This is a genomic window from Pseudotabrizicola algicola (genome assembly GCF_010915705.1).
Classification (GTDB): Bacteria; Pseudomonadota; Alphaproteobacteria; order Rhodobacterales; family Rhodobacteraceae; genus Pseudotabrizicola; species Pseudotabrizicola algicola.
On sequence record NZ_JAAIKE010000003.1, the window covers coordinates 1 to 22,022 of the forward strand.

18 protein-coding genes and 4 pseudogenes are annotated in these 22,022 nt (G+C 59.1%); 13 read left to right on the forward strand and 9 right to left on the reverse strand.

The window, feature by feature from the left end; genetic code table 11:
* Nucleotides 1-440 (forward strand): annotated as a pseudogene (locus G3572_RS09920) (integrase core domain-containing protein); the annotation flags it as partial.
* On the opposite strand, the gene G3572_RS09925 reads toward G3572_RS09920, so the two are convergent.
* The 5 genes from G3572_RS09925 to G3572_RS09945 form a co-directional block, all read right to left on the reverse strand.
* Entirely contained in the window at nt 368-1,090 is a 723-nt protein-coding gene (locus G3572_RS09925; protein ID WP_205518681.1) for a transporter substrate-binding protein, read from the reverse strand. The pseudogene G3572_RS09920 and the gene G3572_RS09925 sit on opposite strands and share 73 nt — an antisense overlap.
* 365 nt (nt 1,091-1,455) lie before the next feature.
* Nucleotides 1,456-2,628: a galactonate dehydratase gene (dgoD, locus tag G3572_RS09930; protein ID WP_164611348.1), complete on the reverse strand. Its 1,173-nt coding sequence runs from the start codon at nt 2,626-2,628 to the stop codon at nt 1,456-1,458.
* Nucleotides 2,629-2,641: 13 nt separating this feature from the next.
* Entirely contained in the window at nt 2,642-3,916 is a 1,275-nt protein-coding gene (locus tag G3572_RS09935) for a TRAP transporter large permease (RefSeq protein WP_164611350.1), read from the reverse strand.
* On the reverse strand, nt 3,916-4,374 hold the full coding sequence (locus G3572_RS09940) for a TRAP transporter small permease (protein ID WP_205518682.1): 459 nt from the start codon (nt 4,372-4,374) through the stop codon (nt 3,916-3,918). Before G3572_RS09940 ends, G3572_RS09935 begins: the two co-directional genes overlap by 1 nt.
* A 150-nt stretch (nt 4,375-4,524) precedes the next feature.
* Nucleotides 4,525-5,469, reverse strand: coding sequence for a TRAP transporter substrate-binding protein (locus G3572_RS09945; RefSeq protein WP_240335499.1), 945 nt, complete (start codon nt 5,467-5,469; stop codon nt 4,525-4,527).
* 226 nt (nt 5,470-5,695) lie between these two features.
* On the opposite strand from G3572_RS09945, the gene G3572_RS09950 reads away from it, so the two are divergent.
* From G3572_RS09950 to scpB, 4 genes and pseudogenes are all read left to right on the forward strand, one after another.
* Nucleotides 5,696-6,475, forward strand: coding sequence for a FadR/GntR family transcriptional regulator (locus G3572_RS09950; RefSeq protein WP_164611352.1), 780 nt, complete (start codon nt 5,696-5,698; stop codon nt 6,473-6,475).
* Between the two features lie 191 nt (nt 6,476-6,666).
* Nucleotides 6,667-6,819, forward strand: a pseudogene (locus G3572_RS22420) (Mu transposase domain-containing protein); the annotation flags it as partial.
* A 73-nt stretch (nt 6,820-6,892) separates the two neighbouring features.
* A pseudogene (locus G3572_RS09955) lies at nt 6,893-7,362 on the forward strand (DUF1403 family protein).
* 2 nt (nt 7,363-7,364) lie between these two features.
* A pseudogene (gene scpB / locus G3572_RS09960) lies at nt 7,365-7,966 on the forward strand (SMC-Scp complex subunit ScpB).
* Between the two features lie 38 nt (nt 7,967-8,004).
* Here scpB and G3572_RS09965 read toward each other — a convergent pair.
* The 3 genes from G3572_RS09965 to G3572_RS09975 form a co-directional block, all read right to left on the reverse strand.
* Entirely contained in the window at nt 8,005-9,342 is a 1,338-nt protein-coding gene (locus G3572_RS09965) for an MATE family efflux transporter (protein ID WP_164611354.1), read from the reverse strand.
* A gap of 160 nt (nt 9,343-9,502) precedes the next feature.
* Nucleotides 9,503-10,156, reverse strand: coding sequence for a GntR family transcriptional regulator (locus G3572_RS09970; protein WP_240335500.1), 654 nt, complete (start codon nt 10,154-10,156; stop codon nt 9,503-9,505).
* A 155-nt stretch (nt 10,157-10,311) separates the two neighbouring features.
* Complete coding sequence (locus G3572_RS09975) at nt 10,312-11,562, reverse strand: enolase C-terminal domain-like protein (protein WP_164611357.1); 1,251 nt, start codon at nt 11,560-11,562, stop codon at nt 10,312-10,314.
* 119 nt (nt 11,563-11,681) lie between these two features.
* On the opposite strand from G3572_RS09975, the gene G3572_RS09980 reads away from it, so the two are divergent.
* The 8 genes from G3572_RS09980 (at nt 11,682) to G3572_RS10015 (ending at nt 20,795) form a co-directional block, all read left to right on the forward strand.
* A complete protein-coding gene (locus G3572_RS09980; RefSeq protein WP_354004029.1) occupies nt 11,682-12,824 on the forward strand; it encodes an ABC transporter ATP-binding protein in 1,143 nt (380 codons plus the stop codon).
* The gene (locus G3572_RS09985) at nt 12,821-13,816 is read left to right on the forward strand and encodes an ABC transporter permease (RefSeq protein ID WP_164611359.1); all 996 of its coding nucleotides are present in this window, start codon (nt 12,821-12,823) and stop codon (nt 13,814-13,816) included. Before G3572_RS09980 ends, G3572_RS09985 begins: the two co-directional genes overlap by 4 nt.
* Nucleotides 13,817-13,828: 12 nt before the next feature.
* On the forward strand, nt 13,829-14,710 hold the full coding sequence (locus G3572_RS09990; protein ID WP_164611361.1) for a carbohydrate ABC transporter permease: 882 nt from the start codon (nt 13,829-13,831) through the stop codon (nt 14,708-14,710).
* A 32-nt stretch (nt 14,711-14,742) separates the two neighbouring features.
* Nucleotides 14,743-16,311: an extracellular solute-binding protein gene (locus G3572_RS09995; protein ID WP_164611363.1), complete on the forward strand. Its 1,569-nt coding sequence runs from the start codon at nt 14,743-14,745 to the stop codon at nt 16,309-16,311.
* An 87-nt stretch (nt 16,312-16,398) separates the two neighbouring features.
* A complete protein-coding gene (locus G3572_RS10000; protein ID WP_164611365.1) occupies nt 16,399-18,741 on the forward strand; it encodes a heparinase II/III domain-containing protein in 2,343 nt (780 codons plus the stop codon).
* Between the two features lie 37 nt (nt 18,742-18,778).
* On the forward strand, nt 18,779-19,111 hold the full coding sequence (locus G3572_RS10005) for a cupin domain-containing protein (protein WP_240335501.1): 333 nt from the start codon (nt 18,779-18,781) through the stop codon (nt 19,109-19,111).
* 123 nt (nt 19,112-19,234) lie between these two features.
* The gene (locus G3572_RS10010; RefSeq protein WP_164611367.1) at nt 19,235-19,978 is read left to right on the forward strand and encodes an SDR family NAD(P)-dependent oxidoreductase; all 744 of its coding nucleotides are present in this window, start codon (nt 19,235-19,237) and stop codon (nt 19,976-19,978) included.
* Nucleotides 19,979-20,051: 73 nt separating this feature from the next.
* Nucleotides 20,052-20,795, forward strand: a complete 744-nt coding sequence (locus tag G3572_RS10015; RefSeq protein WP_164611369.1) for a ribonuclease activity regulator RraA — start codon at nt 20,052-20,054, stop codon at nt 20,793-20,795.
* A 24-nt stretch (nt 20,796-20,819) separates the two neighbouring features.
* Here the strand turns inward: G3572_RS10015 and G3572_RS10020 are convergent.
* A protein-coding gene (locus G3572_RS10020; protein WP_240335502.1) for an IS3 family transposase occupies nt 20,820-21,997 on the reverse strand; the annotation gives its coding sequence in 2 pieces (ribosomal slippage) (nt 20,820-21,742 and nt 21,742-21,997; 1,179 coding nt in all).
* Between the last annotated feature and the right edge of the window lie 25 nt (nt 21,998-22,022).

The following is a 22,022-nucleotide window of genomic DNA, read 5'->3' on the forward strand; positions in this document are numbered from 1 at the left end:
CGACTTCAATCGCGAGGGCCTGGGGATCGAGGTCGATTTTTCGCTGCCCGCCGAACGGGTCGTCCGCTCCCTGAACCTGTCGTCGGGGAAACGGTCCACTGGACCGTTTCCTGATCCTCCTCCACATCGAATGGCGCGGGAAGCCCTTGGCGATCAGGGTCGACAACGGCCCCGAATATGTCAGTTCAACGCTGACGATCTGGGCTGAGAAGCAGGGCATCGCCCTGACCTACATCCAGCCCGGCAAGCCGCAGCAGAACGCTTATGTCGAGCGCTACAACCGGACGGTCCGGCACGAATGGCTGGACCTCTACATCTTTGAAACCATCGAGGAGGTGCAGCAGATCGCCACCGAATGGCTGTGGACCTACAACAACGAACGCCCCAACATGGGCATCGGCGGCGTCACACCCGCCATGAAGCTGAAAATGGCCGCGTGAGTTCTACGGTCGCGCCCCGTTAAAACGGGGAGGATTACCGATTCACCAATCAGGGTAGAAAAAACGAAATCTGGACAATGCCGAAGGATCAAGTCAACAAGCTCGCCAACGTTCACTTCATCAATTGGAAGATAACGTTCCCCAAGCACTTGGCCGCCATTGCGTGCAAGAATTTCACGCATAACCCGGTTATTTTCCCAAGCCCAGATATAGTTGGATCCAACCATAAATGCGCGGCGCCCGCCTTCAGACAGGACATAATGGGTTAGCGGCACCACGTGCTGGTTGGGCGCAGCGCCAGTGTAGACAATGTTTTCGCTCGTCTCAAATCCTTCGTAATGTGACGGATACCAAAGCAGCGCGTCCATTTTTTCAAAGACTGGCAACACTTCTTTGCGGCTGGAGGAAGTGTAGCATCCGATCACATGCCAAAGGCTTGGATGGGCAAGCAACGCTTGCGCAGATGCGACATAGCCCTCGTTGCGCCCGCCTGGTTCAGCGCAGTGCAACTCAAACGAAAAGTCATACGCACAGTCTTCTGTGATCTCGCCGACCGCGAGATGCGCCCCACGAGACATATTTTCGCCAACGGCAGCATAAGGCCCTTCTTGCGAAAACATGAGCCCAAGCGGAATCGAGGTCTTTCCCAATAGCGTCTCCAAAACAAACAAACCCCATGCGCAAAACGCTTGGGGCTACGTTGCCATCCGGCCGAGTCGGTATCAGTGTCCTGAGGCTGTGGCTCTCTCGCCATTGAGATCAAACGCCACACGATCGAAGATACACAGCCAGAGGGTTCAGTCAAGAATTCTTCTGAGCGATTACGCTCCGCGTCTTGGTGATCGGAGTTTGCTAAAATAAACGGCAATCAGATGGGGCATTGATGCGCCCTGAAGCAACTTTGATTCGAGTTCAGCAATTGTCCCCTTTAAGTGAACGCCGGTCACGCTAATCGCACCCGCATACGTGGGGATGCTCGCTCCACAGTTCGAGGATTTGCCAGACCAATCCAGTTTTACCAGCTTGCAATGGTTCCATCGCCCAGAACCGCTTCAAGTGCGGGAACTATTTCTGGCGCAAACGGATGTCGCGCGGCAGCTTCCTCATTGATCTCGATGCCGAAACCGGGACCTGTCGGGACCTCCCAGCAGCCATCCTTCAGACGCATCGGATGGTCAAAAACCTCATCAAACCAGGGCACCAGTCCGACCGCTTCTTCCTGGATCAGGAAGTTGGGGGTGGCCACGTCAAAATGGAGAGCGACCGCCCCGGCCACTGGGCCCATCGGGTTATGGGGCGCAATACCCATCTGTCCAGCTTCGGCAATTGCTGCGATCTTTTTGCCTCCTGTCAGCCCACCGCAATGGCTCAGGTCGGGCTGGATATGGGCGACGGCCTGAAGCTCGGCGAGTTCTGCGAACTCCCGAAGGGTGAACAGACGTTCGCCGGTGGCCAGAGGGCAGTCCACGCGGCGGGCCAAACCCGCCATTGCAGAGGCGTGGCCCGGCTGGATCGGCTCTTCGACAAAAAGCGGCCGGATCGGTGCAATTACGTCGATAAAAGCTTTTGCTACCTCGGGTGAGGCCGGACGGCCGTGGAAATCAGTCATGATTGCTACATCAGGACCAACCCGTTCCCGAACGGCCATAGCGGTCTTTTCGACATGCAGCAGATCGGGCACCGTCGCCTCATAGGCACAATAGGGCACAAACCCCAGCTTGATCGCGTTATACCCCATGGCAATTGTTTCCTCGACAGCCGCGCAGAAGGCGCCGATATCATTCGTCCCAACCTGCGCGCCGATCCTTGCACGGCGCAAATGGGTGTAGACACGGACGCGATCCCGCACCTGCCCACCCAGCAACTGCCAGACCGGAACCCCCAAATCCTTTGCCTTGATGTCCCACAGGGCCTGATCGATTGCCGAAACAGCCGTCAAGCCTATTGACCCAAGCGGCCAAAAGCTGAACTTTGTCATCCGGGCAAAGATATGCTCGATCCTCCGGGGATCCTGTCCCAGAACAAATTGCTCCAAATCTTCCACCGCACCGATGACCGCGCGCGTCTTCCATTCAAGGGTCGCCTCGCCCCAGCCGTAAAGCCCGGGCTGATCGGTTTCGACCTTTACGAAGACCCAATTGCGATGGATTGCATTCACGACAACAGTGCGTATAGCAGTGATTTTCATATCGTCTCTCGCTTCAGTTCAGCAAACGCGGAAGGGTGCTGGAGATTTCCGGAACTAGGCACAAAAGCGCGATAGCCGCCAACTGGGCCAACAAGAAAGGCAGCAGTTCGCGCAAAAGCGGCAGCATCCCGATGCCGCCCACCCGCATCACGACAAAAAGCACAACCCCGACAGGCGGTGTCAGAAGTCCCATGGCGAGGGTCAGCATGATGACGATGCACGCCTGCATCGGGTCGATGCCCAAGGTGTTGACCACCGGCGTGATCAGCGGCGCAAAGATCAGGATTGCAGCGCCGATGTCCAGAAATGTGCCCAGTATCAGCATCAGCCCGGCTACTGCGAATAGGAACAGGACAGGGCTGTCCTGAAACAGGCTGGCGGTGCCGGAGACCCAAGAAGAAATTCCGAGGATGTTAAGTGCATAAGACAGGATTGTCGCAGCTGCCACCAACAGATAGATGCTGGCCGAGGTTCGTGCCGCCCGCATGAACGCCAGCCACAAGCCCCGCAGCGTCATCACACGAAAAACGACCGTGGACAGAAAAATCGCGTAGGCGACCGCAATACCGCCGCCCTCGGTGGCCGTGTAGATCCCGGCAATCATGCCACCAAGGATGATCGCCGGCAACGTCAGGACGGCAAACGTTTCCAGCAACATCCGGCCCAGGCCTTCCCGTTGCAGCGTCATCCGCTGGGGTTTGGGCAGTTTTCCGCGAAGGGCGCCAATTGCGACCACCGCCGCGCAGGCCCCCGCAAGCAGCAGGCCCGGCAGGATACCCGCCAGAAAGAGGTCGATCACCGACAGGCCGGTTACAGCAGCCATCAGGATCGCCAGACCGGACGGCGGGATGATCGGCCCGACGATGGACGACGCGGCCGTAACTGCCGCAGAATACTCCTTGGAATATCCCTCTTTGGGCATTTCTTCAATGAACACGCGGCCCAAGGCTGCCGCATCGGCCACGGCTGAACCCGAGATGCCGGCAAACATCACCGATGTCCCGATATTGGCAAAAGCCGTCCCACCCCGCAGCCAGCTTGTCAGGGCGGACCCGATGGCGATCAACCGCGCGGTAATGCCGCCCGTGCTCATGATCTCTGCGGCAAGGATGTAGAAAGGCACGGCAAGAAACACAAAGCTGTCGACGCCGGTAAATAGCCGCGTGGCCGTGACGCTCAGCGGCAGACCCGACATCCACACACCCAACATCCCCGCCAGACCCAACGAAAACGCTACAGGCACGCCCAGAAGCAAAAGGACGATTCCCAGAGCAGCGACTGCAAACATCAGCGCATTTCCTTATTCACGGGTGACACCGCCAGCTCGACGGGCCCGGGTCCGTCGCGTTCGAACCCCGAAAACCAACTCAGCGCGATCTGCAAGAGCATCAGGGCGGCCCCGACCGGAAGCGCAGCATAGGGCAAGATCATCGAGATACCGGAGGCAGGTGCCGTCTGCGCCGCATTCCGCAGGGCAAGCGGGTAACTATAGACGAGGATAACGATACAAAACACGCCCCCCACAGAATAAAGCGCCGATTTTACATAGCGGGACAAATGCGGCGGAACCTTTGCCTCCAAGGCCTCGATCCCCATGTGCTCGGCGCGAAAGATGCAGGCTACGCTGCCCATCATCATCAGCCAGATCATCGAGTAGCGCATCACCTCTTCGGTCCAGCTGAAGCCAACGCTGAAAAAATAGCGCCCGCCCACCTGCGTCAGATTCAGCACTGTTACGAAGATCATAAGCAGACAGGCCAAAATTTCAGTTGTGCGTGCAAGCGTGCGCGCAGCCCGTTTGGCAGCATGGTTCATCGGTGCCCCCCCCCGCAATTCATCGATAAGACCGGCAAAGGAAGGCTGCGGCCCGAACAAGAGGAGCCGCAGCCTGAGCGCTCAGTTGCCGTAAAGATCGGCTTTCGCGGCTTCGACCGCTGCGATCAGACCATCAACGACTTCGGCCCCGACATTCTCGCGGATGAAGGCAAGCACCGGCGGTTGCGCCACAGCCTTGAACGCGGCCTTTTCCTCGGGGGTCGATACGTGGATCTTCATACCCATTTCCTCGACCAGACGGCGACTGTAAAGCCAATCCCCCTCAGTCTTGAGAAGGTTCTCGGTGGCCGCCATCATCTGCGCCCCGTCTGCAATGATCTGCTGATGCCCCTCTGGCAACGCACTGAACCAATCGTTGTTGGCAACCACCACATGCAGGCCAAATGTATGCTCGTTGAGGGTATAGTAGTCTTGCACCTCACCATGGCCGCCGTTGGACACAACTGCGGGCGGGTTTTCCTGACCATCCACAACGCCCTGCTTCAAGGCCATAACGACTTCGGACCCGGCGATCGGAACTGCCGTCGCGCCCATGGCATTCACCATGGTCATGTAGACCGGGCTTTCCATCGTACGTATCTTGAGACCAGCCAGGTCTTGCGGGCTGACCACCGGACGGACATTGTTGGTGAAAGACCGGAACCCGTTTTGCGAAAACGCCAGCGCGCGGATACCGGTGGTCTTAAGGATATCTTCCTTCATACGCTCGGCGAAGTCGCTTTGCATGACGTGCCACGCGATCGGCGCAGACTCGAAGACGTAGGGAATCGACCAGACCTGCATCGGCGGGTAGAAACCGCCCATCGCCCCGTCAGCCGGAAAGCTCATTTCAAGACTGCCCTGCTGGATCATTTCGAGCATCTCGCGCTCGCTTCCCAACTGGTTTCCCGGGAACAGGCGAACCGAAATTTCCCCGCCACTCTTGAACTCGACATAGTCCTTGAATCGCGACAGCGCCTGATACTCAGGGCTCGGCCCTTCGGGCATACCGATTCCGAACTTCATCTCCGTTGTCTAGGCAATAGCCAAACTGCCGGTAAAGGACGCCGTTACAAATGCGGCGGCACACAGCACACGTCTTAAGGTCATGGGTTTTCCTCCTCCATAAAGCTGGCTGTGCGGGCGGAAGGTCTTGCTGCATGCTACCGGGCATTGCCAGTGCAGGCCATCTGGCTCTACATACGATGTAGAATGATGATCTTTAGATCATATGTAAAGGAAAGTTTGCTGCGTGAAAGCCAGTTCCTCGAAAGTTCATGTCCCGCCGAAACGGGTGCCCGAGTTTCGTATTCCAACCGAATTCGGGACGTCGCTGCCAACCGGGGCTGCCAAACAGGCCGTGGAGATGCTGGGGCGGCGGATTGCTAACGACGTCTACCCGCAAGATATGGTGATGCCGACAGAAGAGGAACTCGCCCTGTCGCTCGGGGTCAGCCGCGCCACCGTGCGCGATGCGATAAAGGTGCTTTCCGGCAAAGGACTGGTACGGACGGCGCGTCGCTACGGAACGCGAGTGCGTCCGATTGAGGAGTGGAACCTTCTGGATGGTGATGTCGTGGCGTGGCACGAATCGACACATCCAAGGATAAAGAGGATTTTTGCCGAGACGACAGAGCTACGCGCCATCCTGGAACCTGCTGCTGCCGAACTTGCGGCGCGGCGTGGAACGCCAGAGCAGGCGCGCATCCTTCTTGCCGCCGCCAACGACATCCATCCGGATCAGGACGATGTGGAACGCCTGTTCGCAGCCGACTGCCAGTTCCACGTCACCTTGCTCGACATGACGCGGAACACGGTCATGCGTCAGATGCGGCAGATCATCCTCACGATGTTGCGCGTCTCCTACGAATTCGGGGTCTTGAACCCTGATAACGAGACGGTCAGTCGCGAAGGGCATCTGGCCGTCGCCGAAGCTATCGCCGCAAGGGACGCAAATGGCGCGAAAATGGCCATGTCAGCGATGCTTGAACTCAATAGGTCCCTAGTGAATGATTATTGGCTTGCACGATAGTATTCTGCCCAAAGCCTCTGCGTTGGCGACCCATGATTTTATTAAGTATCGTGCAAGAAGCAGAGATCAGGATTCCGCATGTGTTGGCATTTCTGCGTGTCCCACGTTTAGCCCAGTTGCCGCGGGCTAGACCGCCCTCGGGTTACGTCACGCATCTCGGTGCTCTGGCCCACTCATTACCAGAGCCCGTTGCATTTGTCTGCTTTGTCGAACTGAGGAAACGCGTCTCGCCCACGTGCCTGATCAGCTTCGAGCGCAATCATTTCAGCGTGCCGGCCTCGTTTGCCAACCGGCCTGTCAGCCTGCCGATAAATCCAGACCGATTGGTCGTGGCGGCCGAGGGCAACACGCGCGGCGGCGCGGCCGGTTGCGGTCGCGCATCTGGTCAATGCGCTGGAAGGAATAGCGGCAGAGCGGATCGCGCTTTGCCTTGATGCCACCGGACGGCCCCCAGTGGACCGCGCGGCGCAGGTCATCGAGGCGGTGCTGACCGATAGTCCGCGAGCGGAGGCCGCCGCCCTGATCCTGGCCGATGCCGCGTTGGCAAAAGCGTTGGCGGCAACTCATGTGCTGTCGCTTCTGGCGCTGACGCTCAAGCCCCGCGATCTACGCTTGCAAGGCGATGATCTGCGGCTGGCTTGTCACCGCGCCGTTGTCTCTGCCGTCGGTCAAGCGCTGCCGCTGGCCAGCGATCTGGCCCGGGCGGCGGCCCGCCTTCGGGCGGTCGCCCCGACGCTGCGCGCCAAGGCGGCGGGCCGGGCGGTCGATCTGTTCCTGTCGTGCTCATGTCGGACCGGGCGGCACGGCGGCTCTGTGACCGTCTGGTCACCTTAAGGGCCTTGCGCGAATTGACCGGGCGGGACACCTTTCGCCTCTACGGGCTCTGATCATGGCGCAACGGCCAGAACCACAGCAGGATCGGGAGCTTGCCGACCTGCCCGCCGATCTGCGCTGGCGCGAATGGTTGCGCCGGATCGAAGCCGTGCCGTTTCCCGCTGCCACGCCCGTCCCGCGTGACCATCTAGCCCGTCTGGTGGGGGAGGGGGTTTCGGTCGACGTGCTGATCGGGGATCTGGCGGCGGCGATGGAGGGCCGCTGCTATTAGGTGGCGCCGGTCGGCACCGGCTGGATGCTACGCACACGGCCCGCCTATGCCCCCGATGATCCGCGCGGCGGCAAATGTGACGAACCAGAGCCTGAACTTCTCGGACTTCGACCTCGCCGTGCAGGCCGCAATCGCCTTCCACCAGCCGATCAGCCGCGACGGCCTGAAGGAGATCTTCGGGAAAGAGATCAGCCGCGACCTGATCGGACGTCTGGCCGAGCAAAACCTGATCGGCACCGGCCCCCGCGCCCCCCCACCGTGGAGCGCCCTACACCTTCGTCACCACAGACACTTTTCTAATCGCCTTCGGCCTGCAATCGCTGCGTGACCTGCCCGACCCGGAACAGCTGGACGATACAGGCTTGTCCGGGCTTCACGGCTTTTAGAACTCCGGTCGTCCGTATGGGCGCGAAAAATGCCACGCTCAGTCTGAAATGTCCGACCGCTTCCAGTCCCCCCGCCAAAGACGCCGATGAAACGCGGGGAACTTGATCAACTCTTCCCACAGCAGAAACGACAGGACCCAGACAGCGGAAAGGTCAAGGTAAAGCACGGCCACCGCTGTTGCCGGAACGCGGAACAACCATTGGGCCCAGATAAAGATGTGCATCACATAGATCGTGTCGCCACTGGCCCGCAGGGTGTTGCCGCAAATCGCGTTGGACTGCTTCGGAAAGGGCAAGATCAGCAGGACGGGCAGAAAAACCAGCAGTAGCGAACGAGTCTCTGTGCTCAGGTCGGCATAGAGGACATTTGCAGACAGGCAGACCGCAAGCAGCAGCGCCGATACCAGACCGGCAGCTACGAAGGCACCACGCCACGCGCTCGCCAGAAAGTGGTCTAGCACCGCTTCCTCTTCCTTCTGGCCCAAGAGTTGCGCCACGATGATGCCCGTCGCCTGAGCCCATTGCATCCCAACTGTCCCTGTCACCATGATCCACGGCGCGATCAGGGTCATCGCGGCAAATTCATTCACGCTCAGTTTGGCATAGATCAGTGTGCAGACATGCGCCGCCACGGTCGCGCTCAGGAAGGTTGCGGCGATCGGCAGCGAAAACGCCAGATGGCGGTTTAACGTGGCGGCAAAGCCGGGTTGATGCCAGCCGGGTATGCGGAGGATATGGCCGCTGTTTCTGAAGAAGCGAAAGGCAAGAAAACCCACCTGCACAAAGACGGCAATGACGCTGCCCATTGCCGCGCCTGCGACGCCGAAGGCCGGCAGGCCCCAATAGCCGTGAATCAGCACGATGCTGCACGCGACATTGACCGGGAGCGACAGGCAGAAGCTGTAGAGCGGGATCTTTGTTTCGCCGCAGCCGTTGAAATAGCTGGAAAGACATTGGCCGACCGCTTCGCCAAGGATCACCAGAGAGAATACGGACAGATACTGCTGGGCCTGCTGTGCAATCTCGCCAGTGGGTGCCAGCCATCCGATCAAGGCTGCGCCAAAGACCCAGATGATGGTGAGCCCGGCAAGGCCGACGGCCAGACTGACCGCCATGCCGGAGGCGAGGGCCGATTTGAGAAAGACGGGATCTCGGGTCCCGACAGCCTGCGCAGTGCGGATCTGCATCGCGTTTGCGAACGCCAGAATCGCACCGAGGACAAAGCCCGCGAGCGCCGCCGCCAGACCCATCGCTGCCAGGCCAGCTTCGCCAAGGGATGAGACGAGATAGGCGTCAATCACGACGGTTCCGTGCAGGAAGATCGCCTTCACGGTCATGGGCCATGCCAAGGCAAGCACATGTCGCGAGCTCGGCATGGCGCGGGTTTTGGGGGCGTGTTCGGGTGAACCAATAGGCATCGGGCAGGGTTCCAATGGGCGTCGAGGGCACGCCGCGGGGCGCGGCGGGACTTTTCCAAGCGCCCGGTGTTTGAATGGCTGTCGCGGGTGTCAGGTGTCGGCAGACACCGTTCGAGGATCAGCTTTCCGGCGGTTCGAAGTAATTCGCGTTGGTCACCGAGATGCGCTCAATCGTCTTGTCGAGACGGGACAGGTGCAGCATTCCGAGCTCTACCGCCCGCGCCGGGTCATTCGCCTTCACTGCGGCAGCGATGGCCCGATGATCTTCGACCAACTCCGGCATGCGGTCCTCTTTCGAAAGCCCTAGCATGCACAGCCGGTCGACCTTTGATTTTTCGGTCAGGATCACATCAAAAGCGAATTCTGCCTTGGCGATGTGACAGAGCGTTTCGTGAAACTGGTAGTCGAGCGCGCCAAATCCATCGACATTGTTTTCGGCAATGGCGCGCTCTTGGGCGCCGATGGCCGCATCCAGCAAGGCCGCGCCAACCGCATCGCAGTGTCGGGCAGCCTGACGCAGCACTTCGCTTTCGATCGCGGCGCGTACGAACCGTGCCTTTTCGATTTCCCGCATAGAAAAGCGCCTGACTTCTGTGGCTCTTTGCGGGCGGATGACCAGCAAATCGAGATTTGCAAGACGGTTGAAGGCATCGCGCACGGGCTGGCGCGAAACACCGAAGCGGGCAGCGACTTCGGCCTCGGAAATTTTGTCACCCGGTTTAAGGCGGAGCGATAGGATTTCGCCGTGCAGGTAGTCATAGATATCGTCCATGCATGGCCGACGCTCGTTTGATTGCGGTGCTAGTGCCATGGGTCACATTCGCCTCGTGTGTGATGGGATGTCCGGGGCCGCGCCTGACTGGCCGCCGCGAATTGCCGTGCAATGGTCGAACGATCGCAAGACAATTCCCAGGTTCATTTCATTGCTTACCAACGTGGCACCTTGCGCACATAATCGGGTATGTATTTCAGCATTTCATCGGTGTCGTCCCGATCTTTGACCATCGCGCGGTTGTAAAGCGCGTGCAGTTCAGCAACCGCCTCATGATCGAGGTCCACACCCAATCCTGGTCCTTCAGGCACCTGAAGGGCTCCATCCCTGAAAACCGGCCGACCGGAGCGGACAATCTCCTTGGTAGACCAAGGATAATGCGTGTCGCAGTCGTAAGTCAGATTCGGCGTCGCAGCAGCCACATGGCACATTGCGGCAAGCGAGATTCCCAGATGCGAGTTTGAATGCATGGATACGCCCAAGCCGGCAGCCCGGCAGATCTCGCCTAAGTGGATGCAGCCCCTTGGACCCCGCCAGTAGTGGTGATCGGACAGGATGATCTGAACTGCGTCTTTCCTAACCGCTTCGATAATCTGCTCGAACTCTACCACGACCAGATTTGTCGCAAGCGGAAGGGCGATCTGCGCTGAGAGTTCTGCCATCGCATCCATGCCGCGGCACGGGTCTTCCAGATATTCCAGTACACCTTCCAACTGGTCCACGACACGCTTGGCCGTCGGCACCGTCCATGCCCCCATCGGATCGATGCGCAAGGGATGGTGCGGAAAGGCCTCCCGCAACTTGAGCATGGTTTCAACCTCGAGATCGGGTTCGAGCACACCGCCCTTGAGCTTGAGGGAGCGGAATCCGAACCGGCCGACAAAGTCGCGGGCCTGTGCCACGAGGGCATCCGGCGTCATGACTTCGCCCATCATGTCGGGGCCGAAGGTTAGATCCTGCTTGGCGAACTTGAAGAACAGATATCCGCCAAAGGGAATGGTTTTGCGCACCGCGCCACCCAACAGGTCATACAGGGGACGTCCGACATGCTTGCCCTGAAGATCAAGACAAGCAAGTTCAAAGGCACTGTATACGACATCCACCAGCTTGTGATCCGCCAGAGCGGTGGGGGCATTCACTCCGCCCGCATCCGGCAGGGCTCGTTCGACCCGCCGGCGCAGGTCCTGCAGATCGTAGGCATCAAGCCCTTCGAGACCCCGGGCGGCGGCGTTCAGCCCTGCGAGGGTGCGCTTCGCGCCATAGGTTTCGGCAAGCCCGACCAGGCCGATGTCGGTGTGCACCTGAATGACAGAGCGCAGGAAAACAGAAGAATGCACGCCCTTGGTGTTCAGTATCGGGACGTCCGGAATCGCAACGGGTGTGACGGTGACATCGAGGATTTTCATTGGGTGCTTTCCGTTGCTCCAGAGGACGGCCTGCGAGTCTCTTACCGCACTCCATACTAGTATACCAGATAAATTACTAGTATACCAGTTTAACGGGACAGGCGAATCGCTTGCCCGGTGTGCTGGCGCGGCGGCGGCAGTGTCCAAGGGGAGGGAATATGGCGGGCGTCAGTCTTACTGGGATCGTGAAAGCCTATGGGGCGCATCGTGTCGTCCATGGCATCGACCTGGAAGTCCAGGAAAAGGAATTCGTTGTCCTTGTCGGCCCCTCGGGATGCGGCAAGTCGACGACGCTGCGCATGATCGCAGGGTTGGAAGAGATTTCCGACGGCACCCTTGAGATCGACGGTCGACATGTGAATCGCGTCGCGCCGAAGGATCGTGACGTGGCGATGGTCTTTCAGAACTACGCGCTTTACCCACATCTGAATGTTGCCGACAACATCGCCTTTGGCCTGCGCATCCGCAAGGAAAGCAAAGAGAAGATTGCCGCCGCGGTAAAAGAAGTCAGCGGCATTCTCGGTTTGACTGATCATCTTGACAGGCGGCCTGCAGATCTTTCTGGCGGACAGCGCCAACGGGTAGCCATGGGGCGCGCCATCGTGCGGCAGCCGAAGGTTTTTCTCTTTGATGAACCGCTTTCGAACCTCGATGCAAAGCTTCGGACCCAGATGCGCGCCGAAATCAAACGGTTGCACAAGCGGCTGGGTGCCACGTCGATCTATGTCACCCATGATCAGGTTGAGGCCATGACATTGGCCGACCGCATTGTCGTCATGCATGACGGGCGGATCGAGCAGATTGGCACCCCAATGGATCTGTTCCTGAATCCCGCCAATATTTTTGTCGCAAGCTTCCTCGGTTCGCCCCCCATGAACATGGTTCGGGCGCGGATCGAGGCAGGAGGCGCTGCGCCGGTCGCGGTGTTCGGCGACCAGCAGGTCACGCTGCAACCCTTGCAATCTTTGCGCGATGCGGTGGGGCGGGAGGTGATGCTGGGCATCCGTCCGGAGTTCGTAACCCTGGCCGATCAGAGCGTGACAGACCGGGTGCAGCTTGAGGTCGACATCGTGGAAACGCTGGGATCGGAGGCGCTGATCCATGCGCTGTTGCAGGGCCAGCCCTTTGTCATCCGCACCGAGACGGTGGGACAGAAAACCGTTCTGGACGCGGTATCGGGCTTTACCATCGCGCCGCATCTGGTGCGCGTCTTCGACGCCAAGACTGGGTTGGCGCTACCCGGGCAGGTGATGACGCAATGAGCAGCGATCCCAATGTCACAGGTCCGCGCACCGAAGCGCTTGTCGCAGACGCAAGTGAGGCGCTGCGGCGGCGCAAGGGGGGTCGTGTTCAGCGGGTGGGTGACCACCTGAAGCGGGAATGGCAGCTTTATGTCATGCTGATCCCGACGATCCTTTGGCTGCTGATCTTCCTTTACAAGCCGATGTATGGACTCCAGATCGCGTTCAAGGATTACTCAATCTTTCGCGGGGTCGCGGGCAGTCCCTGGGTCGGGCTGGAGCATTTCCAGACGCTTTTCGGCAATGAGCAGTTTCTGCGCGCGCTGAAGAATACGGTGATCATCAGCTTTTACAGCCTGATCTTCGGCTTTCCGATGCCAATCCTGCTCGCGCTGATGTTCAACGAGATCCTGCATCAGACTTTCAAGAAGACAGCGCAGACCATTGTGTATCTGCCGCATTTCATCTCGTCCGTGATCATCGCCGGAATCGTGATCACAGCATTTTCGCCGTCGGCGGGGATCGTTAATACCGTAATGGGATGGTTCGGGATCGAGCCGATCTATTTCCTGACCCGAGCAGAGTGGTTTCGTCCGATCTTCGTCGGCACCAGCATCTGGCAAGAGGCGGGATTCCAGTCCATCGTCTATCTGGCAGCCATCGCCGGGGTCTCTCCGACGCTCTACGAAAGTGCGGTCGTGGATGGGGCCAGCCGCTGGCAGATGATGTGGAAAATCACCCTTCCTTCGATCCTGCCGACGATCATCATCATGCTGATCATCAGGATCGGGAACATGCTCGAAGTTTCCTTCGAGATGATCATCCTCCTGTATCAGCCCGCCACCTACCAGACTGCCGATGTCGTGAACACCTTTATCTACCGCCAGGGGATTCAGGGCGGCCAATACGATCTTGCAGCTGCTGCCGGCCTGTTCAATGCGGCTGTGGCCTTTGTTCTGGTGATGACCGCCAACACGATCGCGAAGCGTTATTCGCGCACATCACTTTGGTGAGGGGACATAGCCATGATCAACATGAACCTCTATTCCCGCGGCGACCGAGCCTTTGTCATCCTCAACATGGTGCTGATCGGTCTATTCACGATCTCTACCCTCTACCCCTTTATCTACATCGCGTCTCTCTCGCTCAGCAGCGGGTTTGAGGCGCGGGCCGGTAATGTCATTCTGACCCCGGTGGGCTTTACGCTGGAAGCCTACAAGCGTGTGCTGGCCGAGCCTCTTTTCTGGTCGTCCTACCGGAATACGCTGATTTACACGGTGGGCGGGACGTTGATGAGCCTCGCATTCATCATTCCCGGGGCCTATGCCCTGTCGCGCCCGCAGCTATACGGACGACGGTTCTGGAACCTGATGGTTGCTTTCACCATGTGGTTTCACGCCGGCATGATCCCGTTTTTCCTGAATATGCGGGATCTGGGCCTGCTGGACAGTTACTTTGGCATCATCATCGGTTTTGCCGTAAACGGCTTCAACATCATCCTTTTGCGCAATTTCTTCGAAGGCATTCCGCAGAGTTTCGAAGAGGCTGCGAGGATGGACGGGGCAAGCGAGTTCCAGGTGCTCTGGAAGGTCTACATGCCACTGTCGAAGCCCGCCATCGCCACCGTCGCGCTGTTCTGCATCGTTTCGCGCTGGAACGGGTTTTTCTGGGCCATGGTCCTTTTGCAGGACGAGAGCAAGATCCCGCTTCAGGTTTATCTGCGCAAGGTCATTGCAGAGCTGAGCGACGACGAGCAGTTCGCCAATTCGCTTATGACCGCCAGCTATTCTTTCGAGACGGTCAGCGCAGCCATCATGGTCTGCTCGATCATTCCGATCCTGCTCATCTACCCGTTTCTACAGAAGTATTTTTCCAAGGGGATCCTGCTGGGCGGGGTCAAGGAATGACGCGAAAGTTCGTATCAAGGGAGGAAACCAAAATGCGAAGACTATATGCAGCACTGGCCATTCTCGGCTCCACCGCCATGACGGCCCCGGCTTTCGCCGATGATCACCTCAGGATCGTCGACACGCCGCTGGAGTTGACCATCCACATGCATTGGCCCCGTGCGCAGGGTTATGGGGTGGGGGGCGATACCAGCAAGATCTATCCGGTGGAACAGGCGGCGCGTGAAATGACGGGCATTCACCTGATCGACCGGACTTCGGGTCGCAACACCACAAACAACAGCGAGGCGATGAACCTGCTGCTTGCCACCGGCAATCTGCCCGACATCGTTGGCGGCAACTCCATCCAGCAGCCGGTCAACCAGTACGGGCCGGAGGGCGCTTTCGTGCCGCTGAATGATCTGGTCAGGGAGCATGCCCCGAATATCCAGGCGTTCTGGGATAACAACCCGGGCCTGATGGAAGCGATTTCGGCCGCTGACGGCAATTACTACTACATTCCCTACCTGCCGGACGGCAAGTTCGGCCGGGCGTGGTACATCCGTCAGGACTGGCTTGACAAGCTGGGGCTGGAGCAACCGCAGAACGTCGATGAATATTACCAGGTGCTTAAGGCCTTCCGTGAGCAGGACCCGAACGGCAATGGCCGCAAGGATGAGATTCCGTATTTCGCCCGCCAGTGGGAAGAAGTGCTGCGCCTGCTGAACCTGTGGGATGCGAGGTCATCGGGATCGGACACCTATCATGACTGCTATGTCAATGAGGACGGGCAGGTGGTGCATCCCTACGCACAGGAGGCCTACCGCGTCGGTCTGGCCAACATCGCGCAGTGGTATGCCGAAGGTCTGATTGACCCCGAGATCTTTACCCGTGGTGCGTCTTCGCGGGATTATCTGCTGTCGGAGAACCTTGGCGGCTCGACCCATGACTGGTTCGCCTCGACCTCCGGATACAACATCGCACTGGCGGAAAAGGTGCCGGGCATGAACTTCATTCCCTTCCTGCCACCCGCCTCGGCGAATGGGGTGCGGATGGAAGAACATCGCCGTATCCCGATCAAGCCAGATGGCTGGGCGATCAGTTATGCGAACCGACACCCGGTCGAGACGGTCAAGTATTTTGACTTCTTCTTCACCCCTGAGGGCCGCAACCTTGCCAATTTCGGAGTCGAGGGCAAAACCTGGGACATGGTGGACGGTGAGCCGGTTTACAAACCGGAGGTGTTGAACAGCGATCAGCCCGTGAACAGCCAGATGTATTTGGAAGGCGCGCAGATCTTCCGGGGCTATCCACAGGATTACCGCTATGAATGGCAGTGGACGTCGGAAGAAGCCCGTGCGGGCATCGAGCTTTACGAGGCAAATGACCTGCTGATCGACCAGTTCCTTGGCGTCGCCTTCAACAAGGAAGAGCAAGCGGTCTACGACAGATACTGGCCCACGCTTCTGACCTACATGCTGGAACGTCAGCAGGCCTGGATCCTTGGCAGCGGCAATGTCGAAGCGGATTGGGATGCCTACATCGCGACCCTCGACCGAATGGGCTATGCGCAGGTCATTGAAGTGATGAACTCGGCCCACGAGCGTCAATACGGCGGCTGAGCCCGGCAAAACCGCCGCATGCCGAGTATCGGCAAGCGGCACCCTCCCCATTCATGACTGCAAGACAGGGCACGAGGAACCACTTTGATGCCAATCGCCTCCCATACCGCAAAAGCCTATCTCGACCAGCCGACGGCCGGACGTCTTAACATCCAGTATGCTCCCGGCCCGGATGATGCGCCGGTCGAGAATCCGCCCCGGTTCACTTGGTTGCCGGTGGTCGAGGACGAGGCGACCTATGTGCTGCGCCTATCTGCCGATCCAGAATATCCGACGAAGGCGACACAGCTTTTCACGGACATTCCGCTCAATTTCTTCACACCGGACTCGGTCCTTCGGCCCGGCACCTATCACTGGTCCTATGCAGTCTGGGACGTCAAGACGGGCGCTCCTGCGACCGAATGGAGTGTGAGCCGCAGCTTTGTGCTGCCTGCAGATTTGCCCGCGACGCCTTTGCCTTCGCGCAAGACCCGTTATGCCAATGCTGACACGGCCCATCCGCGCCTGTGGCTTGGCCCGAAACGACTGGAGGCATTCCGTGCCGCGGTGGCCGCCGACCCCACGCATTGCACATGGTCTACCTTTTATGATCGGTCGGTCTTGCCGTGGATGGACCGCGACGTGATGCGCGAGCCGCAGGGCTATCCAAACCACCAGCGCGTCGCCGCGATCTGGCGTCAGACCTATATCGATCTGCAAGAGCACTGGTATGCCATTCGTCATCTTGCCATCGGCGGCACGGTGACGGGAAACGCAGAGATGCTGGCCCGAGCCAAGGAGTGGCTGCTTGAAGCTGCGTCATGGGATCCCTTCGGCGTCACTTCGCGGGCCTACACCGACGAATGGGCTTATCGTGTCACCAACGGGCTGGCCTGGGGATATGACTGGCTTTATGAGGTGTTGGATGCCGATGAGCGGGCAAAGGTCCGCGCTGCGCTGCTGGCGCGCACGCGGGACATCGCCCACCATGCCATCAAGAGCGCGAATATCCACCTTTTCCCCTATGACAGCCACGCCGTCAGATCCATTTCCCTGACATTGATTCCGGCCTGCATCGCTTTGCTGGATGATGCCGAGGAGGGCGGGCGCGAAGTCCGCGAATGGCTTGATTACTGTGTCGAGTTCCTGTTCACCGTCTATTCTCCCTGGGGCGACAGTGATGGCGGCTGGGCAGAGGGCACGCATTACTGGATGATGGGCATGGCTTATCTGATCGACGCTGCAAACCAGCTCAGATCCTTCACCGGCCTTGACCTCTATCAACGGCCATTTCTCCAGCAAACCGCCGACTTCCCGCTGTATTGCAAGGCTCCCAATACCCGCCGCGCCTCGTTCGGGGACGACAGCACCATGGGTGATCTGCCCGGCATCAAGACGGCGCTGAATATGCGGCAGTTTGCCGGTGTGACGGGCGATGGTGAATACCAGTGGTATTGCGATGCCCTGCTTGAGCTGAACCCTGGCACAGAGATGGCTTTCTACAATTACGGCTGGTGGGATACCAATTTCGATGAAATGACCTATCGGACCGATTATCCCTTTGTCGATCCTGTGCCTCCCAAGGGCGGATTGCGGTGGTTCAAGGGGATCGGTTGGGTCGGCGTCCAGCACAAGATGGACGATCCGGACAAGCACATCCAGTTTGTGTTCAAATCCTCCCCCTTCGGCTCGATCAGCCACAGCCACGGGGACCAGAACGCTTTCTGTCTGTCCGCCTTTGGAGAGGATCTGGCCATTCAGTCCGGCCATTACGTTGCCTTCAACAGCACCATGCATCAGGCGTGGCGTCGCCAGACACGTTCCAAGAATGCCATCCTGATAAACGGCAAGGGCCAGTATGCAGATCGCAACAAAGCCCTGCAGATGCAGTCCACCGGCAGGATTCTGGCGGCAGAACAGCGGGATGACCACATCTATATCAAGGGCGATGCAACGGCCGCCTATGCGTTGCTTTCGCCGGAAGTCACCTTGGTTGAGCGGGAAGTTTACTTCTTCAACAACAGTTTCCTTGTATTCGTCGACTCGATCGACGCGACCGAGCCTGTCGCGGTCGACTGGCGTTTGCACGCCAATCAACCCTTTCAGCTTGCCCGGTCGTCGTTCCGCAACCTGGGCGAAAAGGCAGGCTTCTATGGCGAGATCCTGTGGTCCGAAGGTGGCGCGCCGACACTTGAACAAGAGACCGGGTTCCCCGGTGTCGATCCGGCTGATTTCGAGGGGTTGCCAGTCAGCACTTGCCTGACCGCGCGGTTTCCAAAAACCGCGCGCCAACGGATCGTGACCTTGCTGGTGCCCTATCCGAAGGACGCGCCGCGCCGGATTTTTCACTTCATCGACGATCAGGGCTACGACGCCGACTTCTATTTCACCGATGCCGAAGAAAATACGTTCAAGGTTGTTCTGAAGAAGCTGGCAGGCACGACCATCTGACGCGCCCTGAACTGAAAAGACATCAAGGAGAATTAAGATGGTCATGAATTTTTTCGCCGGGACCGAGACCGGGCTTGTGGACCTTGGCGGTGGCATCCAGCGAAAGGTCACCGCGTACAGTGACAACCTGATGTGTGTGGAGGTTCACTTCGACACAGGTGCTGTCGGAGCCCTGCACAGCCATCCGCACGAGCAGATCACCTACATCCTGTCGGGCCGTTTCGAGTTCACGATTGGTGACACTACGCAGGTGCTGACGGCCGGGGATTCGACCTACAAGCAGCCTCACGTTGAGCACGGCGCCGTCTGTCTCGAGGCGGGGGTGCTGCTGGATATCTTTACGCCCTGCCGTGCAGATTTTCTCGGCTAGCGCCAAGCGCCGCCGCAAGACTGCGCACAGATACCATCATCCTTGGCGGGATCATCGCGGTCACCGCCGGGCAGAGCTTTACCTGATCGCGTGATGCGCGTTCTCCAAAAACAAGGATAGATCATGAAACTTCGCGGAAAAACGGCGATTGTAACCGGAGGCGGTCGCGACATTGGGCGGGCTTGTGCGATCAAGCTGGCGTCGGAAGGTGCAAATGTGGTGATCAACTATTTCGCCAGCAGTGCAGGCGCGGAAGAAACGGTTGCGCGCATCAATGCCTTGGGGGGCAATGCCATTGCGGTGCAGGGGGATCTTAACAGGCCTGCCGATGTGGAGCACCTTGTGGCCAAGACAGTCGAAACCTTTGGTGCGATCGATGTGCTTGTCAACAATGCTGGTGGCTTGATTGCGCGCAAGACCATTGCCGAAATGCCGCTGGAGCATTGGCAGGCGGTAATGGACCTGAACCTGACCAGCACCTTCCTGACCATCAAGGCCTGCCTGCCGCATATGATATCAGGGGCCATCATAAACATCGCAAGCCAGGCTGGACGCGATGGTGGCGGTGCGGGGGCGATCGCTTATGCGACGTCGAAGGGCGCGGTGATGACCATGACCCGCGGGCTTGCCAAGGAACTGGGGCCCACGATCCGGGTGAACGGTCTGTGCCCGGGGATGATTGATACTGACTTCCACAACATCCACACCCCCGACGCTGCCCGCCGCGGCTTTGAAGCGGCCGCACCCGTCAGACGGCAGGGCGTGCCGGAGGATGCCGCGAACTTGGTTCTGTTTCTGGCCTGCGAAGACTCGGCCTTCATCACGGGCACCAATGTCGACATCAACGGCGGCATGTTGTTTTCCTGAGACGCATAGTCGCGTTGAGCCAAGGCTTTGCATCGCCGCGCGTCACAGCGCACTTGCCAATAAGGACCCTGAAATGCCAAATCCCCTGCCGGCCGAGTCCATCCCCCTGCGTCCCGATACCCTTGCGCTGCTGTCTCAGGCCAGCACGGCGACGGTCGCGACGCTGCTGTTCAAACGCGGGTTTCACAACGCCTATGTGCAGGGCGTTTCCGCGCTTTCGACAGAAAGGGCCACGATGGTCGGCCCCGCCTTTACGCTGCGCCACATTCCATCCCGGCCCGACACCGATCCGCTGGATGCCTTTCGCGAACCGGATCATCCCCAGCGTGTTGCCGTAGAAGACTGCCCAGAGGGGGCGGTGCTGGTCATGGACTGTAGGCAGGATGCCTCTGCGGCATCCGCAGGTTCGATCTTGCTCACGCGACTGCAGGTGCGGGGTGCCGCAGGTGTCGTCACCGATGGCGGTATACGAGATGCGACCGGAGCGGCGTCTCTCCGGATGCCGATTTATGCCGCCGGGCCATCGGCCCCTACCAATCTTACGAAACACCATGCGGTGGATATAGGCCTGCCGATCGCCTGTGGTGGAGTTGCGGTCTATCCCGGGGACATCGTGATGGGAGATGGTGACGGTGTGATGATCATCCCCCGGCATCTTGCTGACGCGATTGCAGCGGAGACGGTAGAAATGGAGTTGTTCGAGGCCTTTGTTCTGGAAGAAGTGAATCTCGGCAGACGCATCATCGGGCTTTATCCGCCGACCGACCCCGAAGCCTTGGTGCGCTTTGGCAAATGGCGATCGTCACCGCAGTTTTAGGCTCAGTGAGGTGCCCCTAGTTTCCTAGGGACCTGCCTCGTTCAGTTTCTGCTGCCTGATTTCGAAGTCAACGGGCGACAGCATGCCGTTGTTTGTGTGCTTGCGTTTTGGGTTGTAGAACATCTCGATGTAATCGAACACGTCCTGCCTTGCGGTTTCCCGGGTCTGGTATGTGCGTCGGCGGATGCGCTCTCGCTTGAGGAGTTGGAAGAAGCTTTCCGCTACCGCATTGTCGTGGCAGTTGCCGCGGCGGCTCATGCTGGCATCCAGATTGTGCTGGCTGAGGAAGCGCTGCCACTCACGGCTGGTGAACTGCGATCCCTGGTCGGAATGGATCATCACCTTGGCCTTGGGTTTGCGCCGCCAGACGGCCGCGAGCAGAGCCTGCAGCGCCAAGTCGGTCGCCTTGCGAGGCTGGGCGGACCAGCCGACCACACGGCGCGAGAACAGGTCAATGACGACCGCCAGATACAGCCACCCCTCATGTGTCTTGATGTAGGTGATATCGGTCACCCAGACCTTGTCGGGCGCATCGACCTCGAATTGCCGGTCCAGGGTGTTGGACGCGACAACAGCAGGCTTGCCGCCATATCGTCCCGGACGGCGCTTGTAGCCAATCTGGGCAATGATGCCTGCAAGACTGGCCAGCCGGGCGACCCGGTTCTCGGAGACCTGATCGCGCAGATCGTAAGCCAGCTTGAGATAGCCATAGACCTTGCCGCTATCGGACCAGGCCTGCCGTATCAGGGCTGTCTGCCGCGCATCGTCCTGCGCGCGGCGACTTAACGGTTCCTTAAGCCATGCGTAGAAGCCGGAGACGTGGATCCGCAGCACCCGGCACATGGCCCGGACGCCGAACTCGGCCCGATGCGCCTGCATGAAGGCGTACTTCACTTTGCATTCTGCGCGAAGTACGCGCCTGCCAGCGGTCTTGAACCGATGGCGTCCACTGGCAGGCCCTTTTTCAGGATGTCGCGCTTCCCGGTCACCCGGGCAAGCTCGCGCTTCAGCCGACGGTTCTCGGCCTCATGGTCGACGCCAGGCTTCTTCGGCTCAGGACCGCCAAAAAGCTTGATCCACTTATAGAGCGAATGCGTGCTGACGCCCAAACGCCCGGAAACCTCCCGAACAGCATATCCTCGCACCATGATCTGATGCACCGCGTCTCGCTTGAACTCGTCGCTGTAATTGCTTGTCCCCATAACGGCCTCCTAGCCTCAAAGTTAG

What these genes read in the sequence shown, in the direction of transcription:
- G3572_RS10000 (WP_164611365.1), top strand. Translation starts at nt 16,399, where the DNA reads ATGCCAATCGCCTCCCATACCGCAAAAGCCTATCTCGACCAGCCGACG.
- G3572_RS09985 (WP_164611359.1), top strand. Translation starts at nt 12,821, where the DNA reads ATGAGCAGCGATCCCAATGTCACAGGTCCGCGCACCGAAGCGCTTGTC.
- G3572_RS09940 (WP_205518682.1), bottom strand. Translation starts at nt 4,374, where the DNA reads ATGATCTTCGTAACAGTGCTGAATCTGACGCAGGTGGGCGGGCGCTAT.
- G3572_RS09935 (WP_164611350.1), bottom strand. Translation starts at nt 3,916, where the DNA reads ATGTTTGCAGTCGCTGCTCTGGGAATCGTCCTTTTGCTTCTGGGCGTG.
- G3572_RS09945 (WP_240335499.1), bottom strand. Translation starts at nt 5,469, where the DNA reads ATGAAGTTCGGAATCGGTATGCCCGAAGGGCCGAGCCCTGAGTATCAG.
- G3572_RS10015 (WP_164611369.1), top strand. Translation starts at nt 20,052, where the DNA reads ATGCCAAATCCCCTGCCGGCCGAGTCCATCCCCCTGCGTCCCGATACC.
- G3572_RS10005 (WP_240335501.1), top strand. Translation starts at nt 18,779, where the DNA reads ATGGTCATGAATTTTTTCGCCGGGACCGAGACCGGGCTTGTGGACCTT.
- G3572_RS09975 (WP_164611357.1), bottom strand. Translation starts at nt 11,562, where the DNA reads ATGAAAATCCTCGATGTCACCGTCACACCCGTTGCGATTCCGGACGTC.
- G3572_RS09965 (WP_164611354.1), bottom strand. Translation starts at nt 9,342, where the DNA reads ATGCCGAGCTCGCGACATGTGCTTGCCTTGGCATGGCCCATGACCGTG.
- G3572_RS09990 (WP_164611361.1), top strand. Translation starts at nt 13,829, where the DNA reads ATGATCAACATGAACCTCTATTCCCGCGGCGACCGAGCCTTTGTCATC.
- dgoD (WP_164611348.1), bottom strand. Translation starts at nt 2,628, where the DNA reads ATGAAAATCACTGCTATACGCACTGTTGTCGTGAATGCAATCCATCGC.
- G3572_RS10010 (WP_164611367.1), top strand. Translation starts at nt 19,235, where the DNA reads ATGAAACTTCGCGGAAAAACGGCGATTGTAACCGGAGGCGGTCGCGAC.
- G3572_RS09995 (WP_164611363.1), top strand. Translation starts at nt 14,743, where the DNA reads ATGCGAAGACTATATGCAGCACTGGCCATTCTCGGCTCCACCGCCATG.
- G3572_RS09970 (WP_240335500.1), bottom strand. Translation starts at nt 10,156, where the DNA reads ATGGACGATATCTATGACTACCTGCACGGCGAAATCCTATCGCTCCGC.